The 16,268-nt window shown below is 63.9% G+C and carries 14 protein-coding genes; 2 read left to right on the forward strand and 12 right to left on the reverse strand.

Annotated features, from left to right (window positions below; all coding sequences use genetic code 11):
- Positions 1–29 precede the first annotated feature (29 nt).
- From H2509_RS01870 to H2509_RS01880, 3 genes are read right to left on the reverse strand one after another with little or no spacing between them, the layout of a single operon-like run.
- Positions 30–1,325: a TRAP transporter large permease gene (locus H2509_RS01870; protein WP_182161718.1), complete on the reverse strand. Its 1,296-nt coding sequence runs from the start codon at positions 1,323–1,325 to the stop codon at positions 30–32.
- Positions 1,322–1,828 carry a TRAP transporter small permease gene (locus tag H2509_RS01875; protein ID WP_182161720.1) on the reverse strand — a complete coding sequence of 169 codons (507 nt, stop codon included), beginning with the start codon at positions 1,826–1,828 and terminating at the stop codon, positions 1,322–1,324. Before H2509_RS01875 ends, H2509_RS01870 begins: the two co-directional genes overlap by 4 nt.
- Positions 1,829–1,853: 25 nt before the next feature.
- Positions 1,854–2,849, reverse strand: a complete 996-nt coding sequence (locus H2509_RS01880) for a sialic acid TRAP transporter substrate-binding protein SiaP (protein WP_182161722.1) — start codon at positions 2,847–2,849, stop codon at positions 1,854–1,856.
- Between the two features lie 231 nt (positions 2,850–3,080).
- Between H2509_RS01880 and H2509_RS01885 the strand changes: the two genes are divergently transcribed.
- Complete coding sequence (locus H2509_RS01885) at positions 3,081–3,854, forward strand: HpcH/HpaI aldolase family protein (protein ID WP_182161724.1); 774 nt, start codon at positions 3,081–3,083, stop codon at positions 3,852–3,854.
- A 21-nt stretch (positions 3,855–3,875) separates the two neighbouring features.
- Here the strand turns inward: H2509_RS01885 and H2509_RS01890 are convergent, their stop codons facing one another.
- From H2509_RS01890 to H2509_RS01915, 6 genes are all read right to left on the reverse strand, one after another.
- Positions 3,876–5,045: an SH3 domain-containing protein gene (locus tag H2509_RS01890; RefSeq protein WP_182161726.1), complete on the reverse strand. Its 1,170-nt coding sequence runs from the start codon at positions 5,043–5,045 to the stop codon at positions 3,876–3,878.
- Positions 5,046–5,238: 193 nt separating this feature from the next.
- A complete protein-coding gene (locus H2509_RS01895) occupies positions 5,239–6,009 on the reverse strand; it encodes an SDR family oxidoreductase (protein ID WP_182161728.1) in 771 nt (256 codons plus the stop codon).
- A 48-nt stretch (positions 6,010–6,057) separates the two neighbouring features.
- Positions 6,058–7,593, reverse strand: a complete 1,536-nt coding sequence (locus H2509_RS01900) for an adenylate/guanylate cyclase domain-containing protein (protein ID WP_182161730.1) — start codon at positions 7,591–7,593, stop codon at positions 6,058–6,060.
- 6 nt (positions 7,594–7,599) lie between these two features.
- The gene (locus tag H2509_RS01905; protein WP_182161732.1) at positions 7,600–7,965 is read right to left on the reverse strand and encodes a response regulator; all 366 of its coding nucleotides are present in this window, start codon (positions 7,963–7,965) and stop codon (positions 7,600–7,602) included.
- A 14-nt stretch (positions 7,966–7,979) separates the two neighbouring features.
- Positions 7,980–10,700 (reverse strand): response regulator, encoded by a 2,721-nt coding sequence (locus H2509_RS01910; RefSeq protein WP_182161735.1) that lies wholly within the window; start codon positions 10,698–10,700, stop codon positions 7,980–7,982.
- Positions 10,701–11,411 carry a Tll0287-like domain-containing protein gene (locus tag H2509_RS01915; protein WP_235974611.1) on the reverse strand — a complete coding sequence of 237 codons (711 nt, stop codon included), beginning with the start codon at positions 11,409–11,411 and terminating at the stop codon, positions 10,701–10,703.
- Between the two features lie 258 nt (positions 11,412–11,669).
- Between H2509_RS01915 and H2509_RS01920 the strand changes: the two genes are divergently transcribed.
- Positions 11,670–12,476: a 2-keto-4-pentenoate hydratase gene (locus tag H2509_RS01920; RefSeq protein ID WP_182161739.1), complete on the forward strand. Its 807-nt coding sequence runs from the start codon at positions 11,670–11,672 to the stop codon at positions 12,474–12,476.
- Between the two features lies 1 nt (position 12,477).
- Here H2509_RS01920 and H2509_RS01925 read toward each other — a convergent pair whose 3' ends face one another.
- From H2509_RS01925 to H2509_RS01935, 3 genes are read right to left on the reverse strand one after another with little or no spacing between them, the layout of a single operon-like run.
- Entirely contained in the window at positions 12,478–13,623 is a 1,146-nt protein-coding gene (locus tag H2509_RS01925) for a DUF1513 domain-containing protein (protein ID WP_182161741.1), read from the reverse strand.
- Positions 13,604–14,710 (reverse strand): imelysin family protein, encoded by a 1,107-nt coding sequence (locus H2509_RS01930; protein WP_182161743.1) that lies wholly within the window; start codon positions 14,708–14,710, stop codon positions 13,604–13,606. The genes H2509_RS01925 and H2509_RS01930 overlap by 20 nt, the downstream gene beginning before the upstream one ends.
- A gap of 7 nt (positions 14,711–14,717) precedes the next feature.
- Positions 14,718–16,247: a di-heme oxidoreductase family protein gene (locus H2509_RS01935; protein WP_182161934.1), complete on the reverse strand. Its 1,530-nt coding sequence runs from the start codon at positions 16,245–16,247 to the stop codon at positions 14,718–14,720.
- Between the last annotated feature and the right edge of the window lie 21 nt (positions 16,248–16,268).

The raw sequence follows: 16,268 nt of genomic DNA on the forward strand, positions 1-16,268 counted from the left end.
GCATGTCTGGACGCCGAGGGTTTGTCGGCCTACCCGTCATACCCCAGCAGTCGGGGCAGGAAGAGCACGATCTCCGGCACCAGGATCAGCAGCAGCAGGGCGAAGATCAATACGGCGAGGAAGGCCCAGATCTCGCCGATGATCTCGCGCAGCGAGATGCCGGTGACCGCGTTGATGACGAAAAGCAGGATGCCGTAGGGCGGAGTGATCAGGCCGATCATGCAATTGACGACGGCGACGACGCCGAAATGCACGAGGTCGATGCCAAGCTCCCGGCAGGTCGGCAGGAACAGCGGGATGATGACCAGGATGATGGTGGTGGCATCCAGCACGCAGCCGAGCAGCAGGAGCAGCACGTTGACCGACAGCAGAAAGGCGAGCGGCGAGACGTCGAGCCCGACCAGCGCTCCGGCCAGCATGTTCGGGATGTTTTCCGACGCCACGATATAGTTGAGGATCAAGGCACCGCCGATGACGAGGCCGACGGCCGCCGAGGAGCGGGCGCTTTCCACGAAGATCCGGTAGAGCGCGCGAAAACTGAGTGCCCGGTAGAAGAGACCGGCAAGCAGCAGCGCATAGGCGGCGGCGACCGCGGCGGCCTCCGTCGGCGTCGTGACGCCGCCATAGATGCCGTAGAGCAGGATTGCCGGCATCAGCAGCGCGGGAAAAGCGTTGACCGCGTGGCCGGGCAGCTCGCGCAATGGCACGGGCTCCTCCAGCGCGAAGCCTCGTCGCGCCGAAAGCCAGGTATTCATGCCCATCAGCACCACGCCCATCACGAGGCCGGGCAGGATGCCGCCCAGGAACAGGTAGCCGATCGAGGAATTGGAGACGAGCGCGTAGAGGACCATGGGGATCGAGGGCGGGATGATCGGCCCGATGGTGGCGGATGCCGCCGTGATCGCCGCCGCATAGCCCGGCGTGTAATGGCGGCTCTTCGTCATCATGTCGATGACGATCTTGCCAATGCCGGCGGCATCCGCCACCGCCGAGCCGGACATGCCGGAAAAGATCAGCGACGAGACGACGTTCACATGGCCGAGGCCACCGCGAAAGCGGCCAACGGCGGCAACGCAGAAGGCAAGCAGACGCTCGGAGATCGTGCCCGCATTCATGATGTTGGCGGCGGCGATGAAGAGCGGTACGGCAAGCAGGATGAAGCTCTCGTAGAGCCCCTGCAGGATCTGTTCGCCGGCCAGCGCGATATCCTGCCCGGCAATGGCGAGATAGACGATGGCCGACAGAATGATCGAATAGGCGATCGGCGTGCCGATACCGGCGAGCAGGAACAGCGTCGTGAGACAGAAGAAGAGCTGGACGCTCATTCGTCGGTCACCGTGAGGTGATGGTGCCCCTCGCCCGCCACTCCCTTTCGGGCGACCAAGACGAAGCGCCAGGCATAGCGAATGGCAACCGCAATGATGAAGACGGCGTAGATTGAAAAGACGGTGCGCAGCGGGATCTTCAGCGTCGCGCTCTTCTTGATCTTCAGGAAGTCGATATAGTCCCAGGTTGGCCATAGCGACACGGCGAAGCCGACGACGATGGTCGCAGCAGAGACCAGCGCCAGCACCCGGCGCGCCCCGGGCGGCACCGAGAGATAGAGAATGTCGAACGTGACGTGATCCCTGTCGCGCAGGATGAACGCATTGCCCCAGAAGACGATCCAGATCCACAGCGTCAGGCAGAGTTCCAGCGTCCAGCCGAAGGACTCGGCGAAGACATAACGCGACACGATCTGCAGGACGAAGGTGAAGAACATGGCGGCGAGCATCGCTGCCGCCACGCCTTCTGCCCCTGTCCTCAGCGCCCTGAGAGCGGCGGGCATCGCCTCGCGCCTCCCCAGCCGCGGATCAAAGCGCGTTGATCTTGTCGAGCAGGCCCTCCGGCCAGCTCTTCGCAAAGTCGGATTCCAGATAGGCCTTCTGTACGTGCTCGCGGAAAGCCTGCACATCCGGCTCGTAAACCTTCAGCCCTTGCTCCACCAGGAAGGAGCCAAGTTCCTCCTCCTTCTTGAGCTGGTTGGCCCGGCCATAATCGGCGGCATCGTCGGCTGCCTTTTGCAGCGCCGCCTGCTGTTCGGGCGTCAGCCCGTCCCATAACGATTTGGAGATGGCGAGGTAATTGAGGTCTACCAGATGGCTGGTCAGTACGATCTGGTTGGTCACTTCGTAGAACTTGGCATCCACGACCGTCGGCAGCGGGTTGTCCTGACCGTCGATGGCGCCGGTCTGCAGCGCGGTATAGACCTCGGTGAAGGCCATCGGCACCGGGCTGGCGCCTAGCGCCTTGCCGAGGAACTGCCAGGCGTCGGTGCCCGGCATGCGCAGCTTCACGCCGGCAAGATCGGCCGGCGTCTTGACCTCGCGGTCGCCCTTCAGGTTCACCTGGCGGCGGCCGAGATACATTACGGTCAGCAGCTTCACGCCCAGTTCGTCTTCCGCCTTCTGCTTGAAGGGATCCATCAGCGGATCGTTGAATACGGCGACCTGATGCGCCGCATCGCGATGCACGTAGCCGGCGGTGAAGATCGAGAATTCGGGGAAGAAAACCGCCAGTTCCTGGGCGGAGGCAATCGACATTTCGAGATTGCCGCGCGCGATCGCTTCGAGCTCCGTGCCCTGCTTGAACAGCGTACCGTTCCAATGCGGCTCGAATTCCGCGAATTCGGCAACGGCCGGGCCGAATTTCTCGATGAGCGCGACGGCGCGCTGATCCGTCTCCGAAGCGGGCGACGACAACCGAAGCTTGATCTTGTCCTGGGCAAAGGCGGCAGACCCCAGCGACAGCGCGAGGGTGGTGGCCGCTGCGGCCGTCATCAGGCCACGGCGTGTCATCGAGATTGTCATGGCGTTCCTCCCTGGGCCTTCTTGCACCGGTATCGCGGCCCGCAATCAAAAATACCGTTACGTCACTATTTACACAGGGAGAAGGGGCGCCTGTCAAAACCGAATGCTGCGCCAGTTGCTTCAGGTAGCACGCCGGAAAGCGAACGAACCCAGATTAACGGTGCCCATGTCCGCCCGCTTGGATTACGCTGCGCCGGCAAGCGGATGAACGAGCAGGGGAGCGCACGCGACATGGATCTGCCGAAGAACGCCTTCAAGGCCGCCATCACGGAAGGCCGCCAGCAGATCGGCCTTTGGTGCTCGATCCCCGACCCGACAACCATCGAGATGCTGGCCGGCTGCGGCTTCGACTGGCTGATGATCGATACCGAGCACACGGCCATGTCGACCGGCGACGTGCTGGCGCTGTTGCAGGCGGTCGCGCCCTATCCGGTAACGCCGATCGTGCGACCAAGCTCGCTCAACCCGCCGGAAATCAAACGCCTGCTGGATTGCGGCATCCAGACGCTGCTCATCCCCTACGTCCAGAACGCGGAGGAAGCGTATCTTGCGGCGGCCGCCGTCGCCTATCCTCCGGCCGGCATCCGGGGCGTCGCCGGCATCACCCGGGCAAGCCGCTTTGGCGCGATCCCCGACTATCACCGGCATGCCCGCGAGGAGATCTGCCTCATCGTGCAGATCGAGACGCTCGACGCGCTCGGCAAACTCGAGGAAATCGCCGCCGTGCCGGGCATCGACGCGATCTTCATCGGCCCGGCCGATCTCGCCGCCAGCATGGGCTATCCGGGTGAGCCCAGCCATCCGGCGGTGAAGACCGCCGTGCTCGACGCGATCAAGCGGGTGCGCGCCGCTGGCCTGCCCGCCGGCATCCTGACGCTCGACCAGCTTTTCCTGGAAGATGTGATCGAGGGCGGCAGCGTGTTCACCGCCGTCGATGTCGACGCGGCGATCCTTGGACGCGGCGCGCTGGCCCAGGCCGGGAAGTGGAATACGCGGAAGGGGTGAATTCAAGGAAAAGGTCAGGAGCTAGTTGCAACACACCCGTTGCATGTAGGTATTGCCATAGGTGACGTAGGAATCCTGCGGAATCGAGCGCTCCGCCTTGAGACGTCGCGTGATCTCAATTGCCGAATTCCTGTCATAGGTTCCAGCAAGCGTCACCGCGTACCAGCCGTTGCTCGCCCGATAGGCCGAAAGCTTGATCGGGAAGGACCTCACAAAGGCTTCGAGATCGGCCAAGTTGTCGAAGCTCTTAATCTGGATATAGCGAGCCTCGAAAGGACCGGTGACATATTGGTCCACGAAGATCCAAGTATGATGCATATAGCCAGTCATGGTGCCTGAGCGGACTTGATACCAGCGTTCGATGCTTCCGAGAATCTGCACAGGCTGGCCATTGCGCAGGCTCGTCATGTCGGTGGATTTGGCTTCCGGCCTCAACTTCATCGGAGCGTATCCGTCCTTGTGTCTGACGCGTCCGCTTTCGGCTCTTGCAAGCCCATAGGGTCCTGTGGAGGGAGAAGGGCGTAGTGCCGGGTTGTAGGACGGTAATGCAGCTGTTTTTTGCGAACTTCGGTCGGGGGCATAGGGAGTTGGCGCGATTGTAGCCGGCGCAGATGCCACATTGTCGGCATCAGTCGTCAGACGGAATTGCTCCATCTCGCTCGCCGACAGATAGCGCATGTCGCTGCTTTCGTACTGGAGGGCTACCTGCAATAGGCCAGGATCGACACCCATCTCGATCATGTAAGCAATAATCAAGGCGGTCATTTGCTGAACTGCCGCCACGGCTTCATGCGCAGTAAAAGATAGTTCGCCAGAAAATGACGCCTTGTGCATTCCAATCGAGCCCGGCTCGGCAACGCGCTGCACTCCACCCATAAAGGCAAGGGCGCAGGCGGATGCACAATCAAAATTGCGAATCTGTACGGTTACCAAGCCAAGGCTTCGAACTAACCGCCCAAGCTCCATGGCCTTGAGCACATTCCCGCCTGGCGAGTCGAAGACGACAACCCTTGCCGCGCTGGAAATGGCCAGATAGCGGAGCTGAGAAATGTCATCCGACGTTTCGAATTGTCCAGAAACTTCAATAAATGACCAGCCCTTGCCGGTTTGCTGGAGATTAAATGAAAGATCTGCATGAGCAATTCTTGGGGTAGATGCTATCAGCAATCCGCATGACAGCAGCAACAACAAGCATTTAACGCATACTCTACTCAACATGACACACCACCCCAAAACCAGAGTAGCGCCACAATAAAACCCTGTCGACAACAACAATCAAAAATCTACACTCGAATAACCCGTCCGAAGACTGAAAAACACAGATATATTGTCATTTTTACCTAGCAAATATCAGGAGATCTCCGTCCGAGTAGCCTGCCAAACCTCAAAGCGAGGCCGTGATCCCGCCGTCGACATAGAGCGTGTGACCGTTGACGAAGCTGGAGGCGTCACTCGAGAGGAAGACGGCGGCGCCGACCAGTTCCTCCACCTTGCCCCAGCGCCCGGCCGGGGTGCGCTTTTCGAGCCAGGCGCTGAATTCCGGATTGGCGACGAGGGCCGCGTTGAGCGGCGTGTCGAAATAGCCCGGCGCGATCGCGTTGCATTGCAGGCCGTATTTCGCCCAGTCCGTCGCCATGCCCTTGGTGAGATTGGCGACCGCGCCCTTGGTCGCCGTGTAGGGGGCGATGGAGGGTCGGGCGAGCGCGCTCTGCACCGAGGCGATATTGACGATCTTGCCGCGGCCGCGGGAGATCATGTGTCGGGCCACCGCCTGTCCGACATTGAAGACGGTCGAGATATTGGTGCGCAGCAGGCGCTCGAACGCCTCCGGTTCGAAATCCTCCAGCGGCGCGCGGTGCTGCATGCCGGCATTGTTGATGCAGATCTCGATGGGGCCGGTTTCCGCCTCGAAACCGTCGACGGCGTCCTTCACCGCCGCGTGATCCGTCGCGTCGAAGGCAAGCTGGAAGACGGTCGCGCCATCGGCCTGAAGATCGGCGGCGGCCTTGGCGAGCCGGCCCTTGTCGCGGCCGTTGAGGATCACCGAAGCGCCCGCCTTGGCAAGGCCCCGCGCCAGCGCCAGGCCTATGCCCTGCGTGGAGCCGGTGACGAGCGCGATCCTGCCTGTCAGCGCGAATAGGGAAGTGTCTGTCATGCGCGAGGCCTCTCCGCTGGTCCTGAAATCTTTCCGGTGATTCGCTTCCTACAGGAGAAAATAGGCCGTGTATTTGCCGATGCCACGGATTTCCAGAACCCGCGGCCGGTCGACAGGACAGCGGTTGCCCAGCGCCTCATAGGTGCCCTGTGAGATCTGGATCTTGCCGGACGAACCGTAGGACTCCATCCGGCTCGCCAGATTGACCGTGTGGCCCCACACGTCATAGACGAAGCGCTTGCGGCCGATGAGGCCGGCAATCAGCGGCCCGCTGTGAATGCCGATCCGCAGTTTCAGCGACGCGCCGGCGTCATCGGGGTTTTCGGTTTCCGCCAGCAGCGCCCTGGCGAAATCGACGATCGCGGTCGCATGGTCGGAACGTGGTTCGGGCAGGCCCGACGCGGCCATGTAGGCATCGCCGATCGTCTTGATCTTCTCCACGCCATGCTCGTCGGCAAGCTCGTCGAAACGCGAGAACAGCGCCCCCAGCCGCTTCACCAGATCCGAAGCGGGCGTGCGCGCCGCCAGTTCGGTGAAGTTGACGATATCGGCGAACAGGATCGACGCCATATCGATACGGTCGGCGATGACCTCCTCGCCATTGGCGAGCCTGCGCACCACCTGGCCCGGCAGGATGGCATGCAGCAGCGCATCCGCCCGCTCCTTCTCGAATTCGATCTCGGCGAGATAGCGCCTCTCGCGCTCCCGCCAGCGGCTGCGTTCGAGACAGGCGGTGATACGGGCCTTCAGGAGAACCGGGTCGATGGGCTTTCGCAGGTAATCCTCGGCACCGGCCTCGATGCAGCGGACGACGGCGTCCTCGTCCTTGAGGCCGGAAATCATGACCACCGGCATGTCGCGCCAGTTCTCGTCCGCTTTCAGCCGGCCGAGCAGTTCGATGCCGTTCATGTCCGGCATCAGGATATCGGCAAGGACGAGATCGAAGCTGTGCTCGCGCAGGATGGCAAGCGCCTCGTTACCCGACGAGGCGGCGGTGACCGCATGGCCGTCACGGGTCAGCCTGCGGGACAGGAGATCGCGGTTCGAGGCCGTATCGTCGACAACGAGAATACGACCGGCTTCATGCGCCTGCGCCTTCGGCCGGGCCGTCATGGTACGGGCGAGATCGGCGGCGATGGTCACGTCGATGTCGTTGTCCGGTCGCCCGCCCTTGTCGGTCTCGGCCGTCCCGACCGGCTCGTCGATCTGCTCGAGCAGGGTCCGGCTTTCGTCTATGATACGCGAGATATCGGCCAGAAGGCGCGGCGAAAGCTCATCCGCGAAATCCTCCACCACCATCTCGGAATAGCCCAGAATGGCGTTCATCGGCGTGCGCAGATCGTGCCTCAGCCGCGCGTCGACCACCGGCGCGCCGCCTTCCGCCAGGCGCTCGATCAGGGCGTTGAGCTGGCGCGCTGCCGCAAGCACCTTTTCCAGGTCGCCCAACGCCTCATGCGGCCCCTGCTCGCGCACTTCGTCCAGCACGAGTTCCTGATAGCCGAGGACGGCGCGCGCCGGGTCGGCGAGCTTCTGCGCCATGATGGCGGCATAGGCGCGGTTCCCGATGTCCCGGCTTTCAGCCATTGCACCTCATTTCGCGGTCAGGCGGGCGATCTTGTCGAGAAGCCCCGCCAGTTCGATGGGCTTGGTGTCGTAGTCGTCGCAGCCGGCATCGATCGCCTTTTCCCTGTCGCCGGCCATGGCATGCGCTGTAAGCGCAATGACGGGAATGGCGGAGGTCGCCGGGTTCGCCTTGATCTGCCGGGTCGCCTCCCAGCCGTCGATGACAGGCAGGCTCATGTCCATCAGCACCAGATCCGGATCGACGGAGGTGGCTGCCTCCACGCCGGCCTTGCCATCGACGGCGATGACGACCTCGTAGCCACGCCGTTCCAGACGGCGGGACAGCATGTCCCGGTTCATCTCATTGTCTTCGACGAGGAGGATCCTAACCATCGTCTCCGTTCCCCTTAAGCATTTTCCGGCACGTTCATGTGGCGCTTCAGCGCCGCGATCAGCTCGGTGCGCCCCTTCGCGCCCTTCTTCACCACATCCGCCGCGTGGCTGCCGAGCCACTCGCGCTCTTCGCGGCTCAAATCTTTTGACGTGACGACGACCACGGGAAGGTCGGCAAGGTCCTTGCGCTCATGGATCGCCTGCAGGAGCGCGAAACCGTCCATCTCGGGCATCATCAGGTCGAGCACCATGATGGAGGGTCGTCCGGCCTCAAGTTGCTCCAGCCCGCGCCGGCCATTGGCCGCCTCGCGCACCCGCCAGCCCTCTCGCACCAGCACCCGGCGGAACAGCTCGCGCGTCGCTGCGTCGTCATCGACCACGAGCACATCGTGGCGATCCTCGCCGGCAACGGCGTTCAGCGTCTCGATGAGAAGGCGCGGCTCGATCGGCTTGATCAGATGATCCGCCGCGCCGAAGGCAAGGCCCATCTCCCGGTCGGCGACCACGGTCGCCAGGATCACGGGAATGTCGCAGAGCGCGGCATCGGACTTGATCTCGCGCAGCACCGACCAACCGTCCTGCCCGGGCATGATGACGTCGAGGATCACCGCATCGGGCCGCGACTTACGCATGAGGGCAATGCCCTCCGCCCCGCCCTCGGCTTCAAGCGCCTTGAAGCCGGCCGTCCGGACAGCGTCCGAAATCGCCTTGCGCGCCCGCGCCTCGTCGTCGATCACCAGCACGGTGCCGCCCGCCTTCACGGCCGAAGCCGCCACAGCAGCCTGCTCGGTCTCTTGCTCGACCAGCGCATTGCCCTTGCAGATGGCGGGAATGCAGAAGCGGAAGGTCGATCCCTTGCCGGTGGCACTCCTGACGTCGATGGTGCCGCCCATCATGCGGGTGAAATGCTTGGTGATCGCGAGCCCCAGTCCAGTGCCGCCATAATTGCGCGTGGTGGAGGCGTCGACCTGGGAGAAAGCCTGGAAGAGCTTGGCCTGCTGCGCCTTGGACATGCCGATGCCGCTGTCGGTGACGGAGAATTCCAGCATGTCGCCGCGCTTCTTGCGCTGGCGTTCCACATTCAGGACGATGTCGCCGTTCTCGGTGAACTTCGCCGCGTTGGAGAGCAGGTTGAAGAGGTTCTGCCGCAGCTTCGTCTTGTCGGTTTCCACCTCGACGGGATCGACCGACGTCTTTACGGTCAGCCGGTTTCCGCGCTTGGCGATCAGCGGCACGATGGTGCTTTCCACGTCGGCAATAAGCTCCATCAGGTCGAAACGCTCGACATAGAGCTCCATTTTGCCGGCCTCGATCTTGGATAGATCGAGAATGTCGTTGATGAGCGACAGAAGGTGGCGCCCCGAGCCCATGATCTTTTCCAGGTCGGCGACGAAGCCCGGCTCGCCGAGATCGCGTGCGTCTTCGGTCAACATCTCGCTATAGCCGATGATGGCATTGAGCGGCGTGCGCAACTCGTGGCTCATGGAGGCAAGGAAGCGGCTCTTTTCCTCGTTCGCCGCCTCAGCACCCCGGCGCGCCTCCTCCAGTTCCGCCTGACGCTTCTTCAGGTCGGTGATGTCGGTGTAGACGGCAACCGTGCCGCCCTCGGCGGTCTTGCGCTTTGCGATCCTGAGCCACAGCCCGTTGGTGAAAGACCGCTCCACCATGCCCTGCGGCTCGCGATGGCGGGACACGACATCCGCCACCCAGTCGTCGACCGACATTCCGTCCGTCTGGCTGGTGCCGCGCTCCGCCTGGGCGCGCACGATTTCCGCGAAGGCGCGGCCCGGCGTCATCAGGTCGGCAAGCTCGGGGAATATCTCCAGGTAGCGGCGATTGACCATCACCAGCCGGTCGTCGGCATCGTAGAGGGCGAAACCGTCGGGAATCGTCTCGATGGCGGTGACCACCGTATCGCGCTGGCGTTCGGCCGCCGCCTCCAGGCGCCGGCGCTCCGCCTGGGAATCGCGAAGAAGGCGCAGCGTCCTGGCCAGCCGGCCGAACTCGTCCCGCCCCTCCGGCGGCAACTCCACATCCCCCCGGCCTTCCGTGAGCCCCGCCATGGCGCGATCTACCCGCGCGAGCGGCAGCAGGATCGACCGCAGCACGAGCCATGTGGCGATAATGCCGAGCACGGTGATCACGCCGCTGGCGATAAGCGCGCGATTATAGTTCTTTCGCGCGGCTTCTTCCGCCGCAACACGCGCCCGGTCAGCCTGATCTTCAAGCCGCCCGCGCAGATCCTGCAGCGCGCCATCGACCTCGTCGCTGAAAGTCCGCGCGGCAGCAAGCATCGTGTTACCGATGACGCGGTTACCGTCCGTATAGGCGTCGACGGCCTGCATCGCCCTGTCGTAATAGCCGTTCGCGCCTTCCTCGATGCGGCCGGCCGCGTCCGGCGCATAGTCGCGGATGAGGACGAGATCCTCCATCAGCGCGGCGCGCGCGGTCTGGGCCCTGCGCTCGGAAAGCGTCAGCAGGCTGACGGACAAGTCCGTCAGCCAGTAGCGCATGTCGCCGAAATGAAGATGAGCGCGAGCGGCCACGTCCAGATGGTGGAAGCGGAGATTGGCCTGCTCGATACTCCGCTGGTTTTCACGCAGGTTATGCGTCATCACGGCAATGCTGACGAGCAGCGCGCACAACAGCGCCGAGGTCAGCGACACCAGGCGAAGCGGTATCTTGCGATCCGAAAGCCGGGCGACCCACGCCCCGATGCCTCCCTTCCCCGCCATCTACTTGTAGAGGGTTATGCTGATGGCGCCAGCCAGATCGCCCTCAGCTCCCCCTTCCTTGGGATAGCCGGTGACATCGACCTCTCCCTTGGGACCACCGTGGCAGGTCAGGCAGGAGGCCGAGTAATATTCCGGAATCAGCATGCGGAATTCCTTGCGCCCATCCCTGTCAATCTCCTCGACATAGGCCTCACCTTTCGGCCAGTCCTTGGTGAGGAACTTCTCCTCGATCACCTGCCGCTCCCACTCGTCCGGCCGCGCCTTGCGGTTGCGCACCAGCTCGTCAGGGGCGGTGACCTTGGTCTTCGCGAGATCGCCCACCTTTTCGGAAAAGCGTTCGTTGACGAGACGGGCGAATATGGCGGGGATGAAGCCCTTGAAGCCGACCCCTTCGGTGTCGATCAGCTCTTCGTACTCCGACACGATCTCGCGCATGGCGGCGATTTGGGCGTCGAAGAGGAGCTTGTCGCGCTCCGTCAGGCCGTCGCCTTCGGGCGGATTGCCTTCCCGCTCGGTGTAGAGGGCTAGCGCCTCGGCAACGACGCTGTCGCCGGTCAGGTTCTTCTCGCCGATCGTCTCGTCGTTGATCAGGTCCTGGTGGCTGGAAATGACGCTGCGCCCGGCGCGCAGCACGGCGGCAAGGCGCTCGCCGGTGACCACGTCGTCATCGTCCGCCACCGCCACATCCACGGGGGCAAAAAGGACAGCCATCGCCAGAAAGCCACCGCATATCAGGCCGCATCGCATAACAGACCTCTTCATTGATGACGGCAGACTAGCAAACTTACGTAATGCTACATAGGCGTTTTAGCGGGCGAGCTTCCACCAAGGCTGTGAGCCAACTCACACAAGATCTTATAAATTAATATCTTCGAATCTGTTTGATTTTGCCAGACTCCACGAGAGCGGGATTGTGACGAACGGGAAATCCGTGGCAGCCTGCGGCCAGCGATAACCGGAAAACAATCAATGACCGAAACCGAGCAGCTGGCCCGAAGGATCCTCGAGGCCCTCGACACGGGTCGCCAGATCCCCTGCATTTCGGACGAATTGGTAGGCTTCGACCAGGATGCCGCCTATGCGGTCTCCCACGAGGTGACGCGGCTGCGGGTGGCACGCGGCGAAAAGCCGGTCGGACGCAAGATCGGCTTCACCAACCGGACCATCTGGGAGGAATACAAGGTCTACGCGCCGATCTGGGGACCGGTCTACGACACGACCGTAGCCGAGGCCGGCAAGCCTCAACCGCTCGGCCACCTGCTTGAGCCGCGCATCGAGCCGGAAATCGTCCTCCGCCTATCCGCGACGCCCGAAGCCGGAATGGACGACGAAGCGCTGTTTGACTGCATTTCCCATGTGGCGCATGGCTTCGAGATCGTGCAGTCGCTGTTTGCCGGCTGGAAATTCCGCGCCGCCGATACGATCGCCGCCTTCGCCCTGCATGGCGCACTGACCCATGGGCCCTTCGTGGAAATCGCGTCGGAAGCGCGCGGCGACTGGATGGCGAGATTGGCAAGCTTCACCATCACCCTGAAGCGGGACGGCATGGCGATGGACAAGGGCAGGGCGGAAAACGTGCTCGGCGGCGGGCCGCTTGCCGCGCTCGCCCATCTGGCGAAAGTGCTCGCCGACCGCCCCGGCTCACCCGGCTTGCGGCCGGGCGAAATCATTTCCACTGGCACACTCACGCGCGCGCTGCCAGTCTCAACCGGCGAGACATGGTCGACGGAACTGCACAACCTGCCGCTGCCGGACCTCACGCAAGCCTTTATCTAAGTCACGCCCGCTTCAGCGGCACCAGGTGATTGTCCCAGGAGATGCCGGCTGCAACCGACAGGGCGTCGGGCGACGAGGCGGGATCATCGCTGTAGCTGAGCTGGCCGTTGCCGTCGGAAATCAGGAAACCGGTCTCCTCGATCGGCGCGAGGCCGCAGGCATCCACCATGATCTGCGCGCCGAGGAAACTGCCGTCGGCGGTCGACCAGTAGAGGATGCGGTTGCCGCGCGGATGAGAGGTCGCCACCACGTCGCCGCTGGCATTGACGGCAACCGAGCCGACGTAGTTGGCAAGCAATGCCTGAACCGGATCCGGGGCGGAGAACAACGCCGGCCCTACATCCCGGGAAAGACGCACCAGGAGCGGCGGACGGTCGCCTTCAGGTCCTTCGTACTGGCCGCCGATCCAGACTGTGCCCGAGGGGTCGAGCGCCATATGGCGCAGCGACAGCTGATGCAGGGCCTTGTCCAGCTTGTGGGACGCAAGAATTGCCCCGTTCTCGCGGTCGATGAAGGTGACGTTCGGCTCCATCGTGGCGAGGTTCAGCTTCTCGCGACCGGTCTCCGGCCGGGTCTCGATACCGCCATTGGCGACGACCAGCGTGCGTCCGTCGGCGCTCAGCAACACATCGTGCGGGCCGACGCCGCCGGTCGCGATCTCGCCGATGCGGCGTGGCGTCTCGCCGCTGACGTCGTAAACGCCGAGCAACCCGCGCGCCGAGGCGAAATCGTTCTCCGTCGCATAGACCAGCCGGCCATCAGGCGAATAGACGCCGTGCCCGTAGAAGTGCCGCCCCGTGGGAGCACTGACGACCACCGGTTCGCGCCGCCCCTCGACATCGAAGGCGACCGCGAAGGTGCCGGGCCGCCGCGCGAACGCGATCGCCTGCCGGCCATCCGGAGAAAAGGCGATATCGTGGCCACGACCGGGGAGCGGGATCTTCAGTGCCTCCAGCCCTTCCGGCGTGACGACGGCGATGGAATGCGAACCATCCGCCTCGCGCCTTGCGCCGGCAAAGAGTGGCTCGCCCGCCGCCGCGTCGAAGACGCCGAGCGCTGCTGCCTGTCGACCGGAAAGGACAAGCCCGGCGGAACCGGCCGCCAGCATGGTGAGGAAGTGGCGGCGGTCAATCTCCGTCGAGAGCATTGAAGCCTCCCTTCAGTTCCAGATAACCGGCCAGCTCGCGTCCGAGCAGATCGCGGATGCTGGAAGTGTTGATCTCCACCACCTCCAGGCGCCTGCGGCTTTCCTCGTCGGCAAGGACCTGCGCCAACGGCATGTCGAACCCATGGAGCGCACTGGTGGCGAGCTTCGTCTCGAAGGCCAACGAATTGGCGAGCCATTGCCCTTCCTGCGGGGCGGCTGCAACGAATCCGCCCGCCGTCACCGCCTCGTTGAGACCGGTCAGACCCGCGGCAAGGTAAGTGAACTCATTGCCGCTGCGGGCAAACGGTGCCCGCTCGGCCCGCAATGCCGGATCGCCCGGCTCCAGCACGCGTTCCAGCACCTGGTCGCGCAGCACGGCAAGGCCGGTGAAAAGGGCATTGAAGACGCTTTCCACTGCCTCCTGCGGCGTGTGGACAAGCGCATTTTCCGGCGAAGGCGCAAGCAACAGGCCCGTCTGTCCGTTGCCGGTCCGATAGGCCTCGGCCAGTTCCCGCGCCGTCGCCGTCAGCCGCGCGGCGATCGCTTCGGCATAGGCGCAGGTGAAGGCTCCCTTCTTGCCTTCAGGCGCAAGTATTACTGCACCGTCCGGCGAAAAGGCGATCCATTCCAGCGCCGAAAGTCCCTGCAGCGCGACGCTCTTGTCGCGCAGGCGGTCCGGGTCGGTTGCCGACGCATCGGGCCGGGCCAGCAGGCGGTCCACCTGGCGGCGAACGACACCGCGCGCATCCGGCACGAAGGCCAGCCGCTCCAGCCGATGCTCGTCGGCAAGCGCGCCGAAACGCAGGATCGCCAGTTGCGCATATGCTTCAACACTGGCACTAAAACGCGCGTCGAATGCTTCCTTTTGCGCTATAGACGGGCGCTCACTGCACAGCCCGGTGATCGATGCCTGAAGGGCGGCGAAGCTTTCGGCAAGGGCCTGCGACTTCGGCACCGCATAGCCGTCGACGACATTGCGCACCAACGGGGCAAAGTCCGCGGTGGGCTCCGCCATGGCTCCGCCGACCAGCGGCAGAATGACGGCAGCCGCGAGCAGCGCGGCTTGCCGGAACTTCCGGAACATCATTGCAGCCTCACAGCGATCTCAAAAAGCGGATCAGCGACTTCCTGTCTTCTTCGGCAAGGGCGGCATAGCCGGCGCGCGCGCCTTCCGCCTCGCCGCCATGCCACAGGATCGCCTCTTCCAGCGTACGCGCCCGCCCGTCATGCAGGTAGCTTTCCTGCCCGCTGACGATTTCCGTCAAGCCGATGCCCCAGAGCGGCGGGGTGCGCCATTCCGCGCCGGAGGCCGACCCCACCGGACGGTGGTCCGACAGCCCCTCGCCCATGTCATGCAGCAAAAGGTCGGTATAGGGCCAGATCAGCTGGAAGCGGTGGGCGGCGATATCGGCCTTGCGGGACGTGACATATTTCGGCCGGTGACAGGAAGCGCAGCCGAGATCGTTGAACACCGCCTTGCCCGCCAGCACCTGCGGATCATCGAAGTCGCGGCGCGCCGGCACCGCGAGGTTGCGGGAATAGAAGTCGACCAGGTCCATAACCGGGTCCGGCGCCTCGGAAACACCGAGATGCTCCTGCTCGCCATTGGCCATGGCGAAGCAGGCCGACTGCGCCTTCGTGCAGTCGCCGTAATTATGGGGCACGTCGGGCGTCGACAGGCCGATATCACCGGCGAAGGCACCGGCCGATTGCGCGCGCACCGAAGGCGTGGAGGCCTTCCAGCCGTAGCGGCCAATGGCCTTCTCGCCCGTCGCAGGGTCCGACACCCAGCTGACGCGGCCGGAAATGCCGTCGCCATCGGCGTCCTCCGGGTCGGCCTGCGCCAGGATATCGCCCGGATGGATCGCCTGAATGAGGCCGAGACCGATCATCTGCGGCGCGACGCGCGGCGAGGTCAGCACATCCGCGGCCATCGGCCCGTAGGCCAGGTCGGTCATCCGGTAGGCCGGCTTGCGCAGGCTGACCGTGGTGCCGTCGGCAAAGGCGGTTTCGATCTCCTCGTAGTCGACCGCAAGGCGTCCTTCCGCCTTCAGGCCGGGCACGGCGAAGGTCTGGAACTGGCCGCCATAGGTCGGCTCGGGCAGCGACAGGATTTGCCCGTCGGCCAGCGCCTTGCGCTCCTCTTCCGTCCTTGGCGGCACGGAAAGGCGCAGGAACAGGGCGACTGCCTCCTCGCCCTCGCGGGGCGGGTGGCCGCGGCCATCCTTCAGGTGGCAGCCCTGGCAGGAGCGTGCGTTGAACAGCGGCCCGAGACCGTCGGACGCCTGCGTGGAAGACGGAGCCGAGACCCAGAGCTTGCGGAACAGGCCGTTGCCGACCGCGAATTTCTGCTGCTCCTCGAAGGAGAGATTGGCCGAGGGCTGCGAAAAGGCGTTGGCGTTGACGTATTTCTGCGAGGTCGCGGCACCCGCGCTCATGCGCTCGAAGGCTTCGGCCGCGGCCCTGTCGGACGAGGGTTTCAGTACAGCCGCGACACGCGCGCGGTCTTTCGGGCTCAGGTCGTCGCGCCAGGAAAGCGGCGCGCCTTCGCCTGCATGGGCCTGAACGACAAAAAGCCCGAGCACGAAAAAACCGGACAGCAGGATTGGACAAGTCTTGTGCATCATTCGCCCATCAATTCGGAT

Origin of the sequence: Stappia albiluteola, from assembly GCF_014050225.1 — a bacterium.
GTDB classification, from domain to species: domain Bacteria; phylum Pseudomonadota; class Alphaproteobacteria; order Rhizobiales; family Stappiaceae; genus Hongsoonwoonella; species Hongsoonwoonella albiluteola.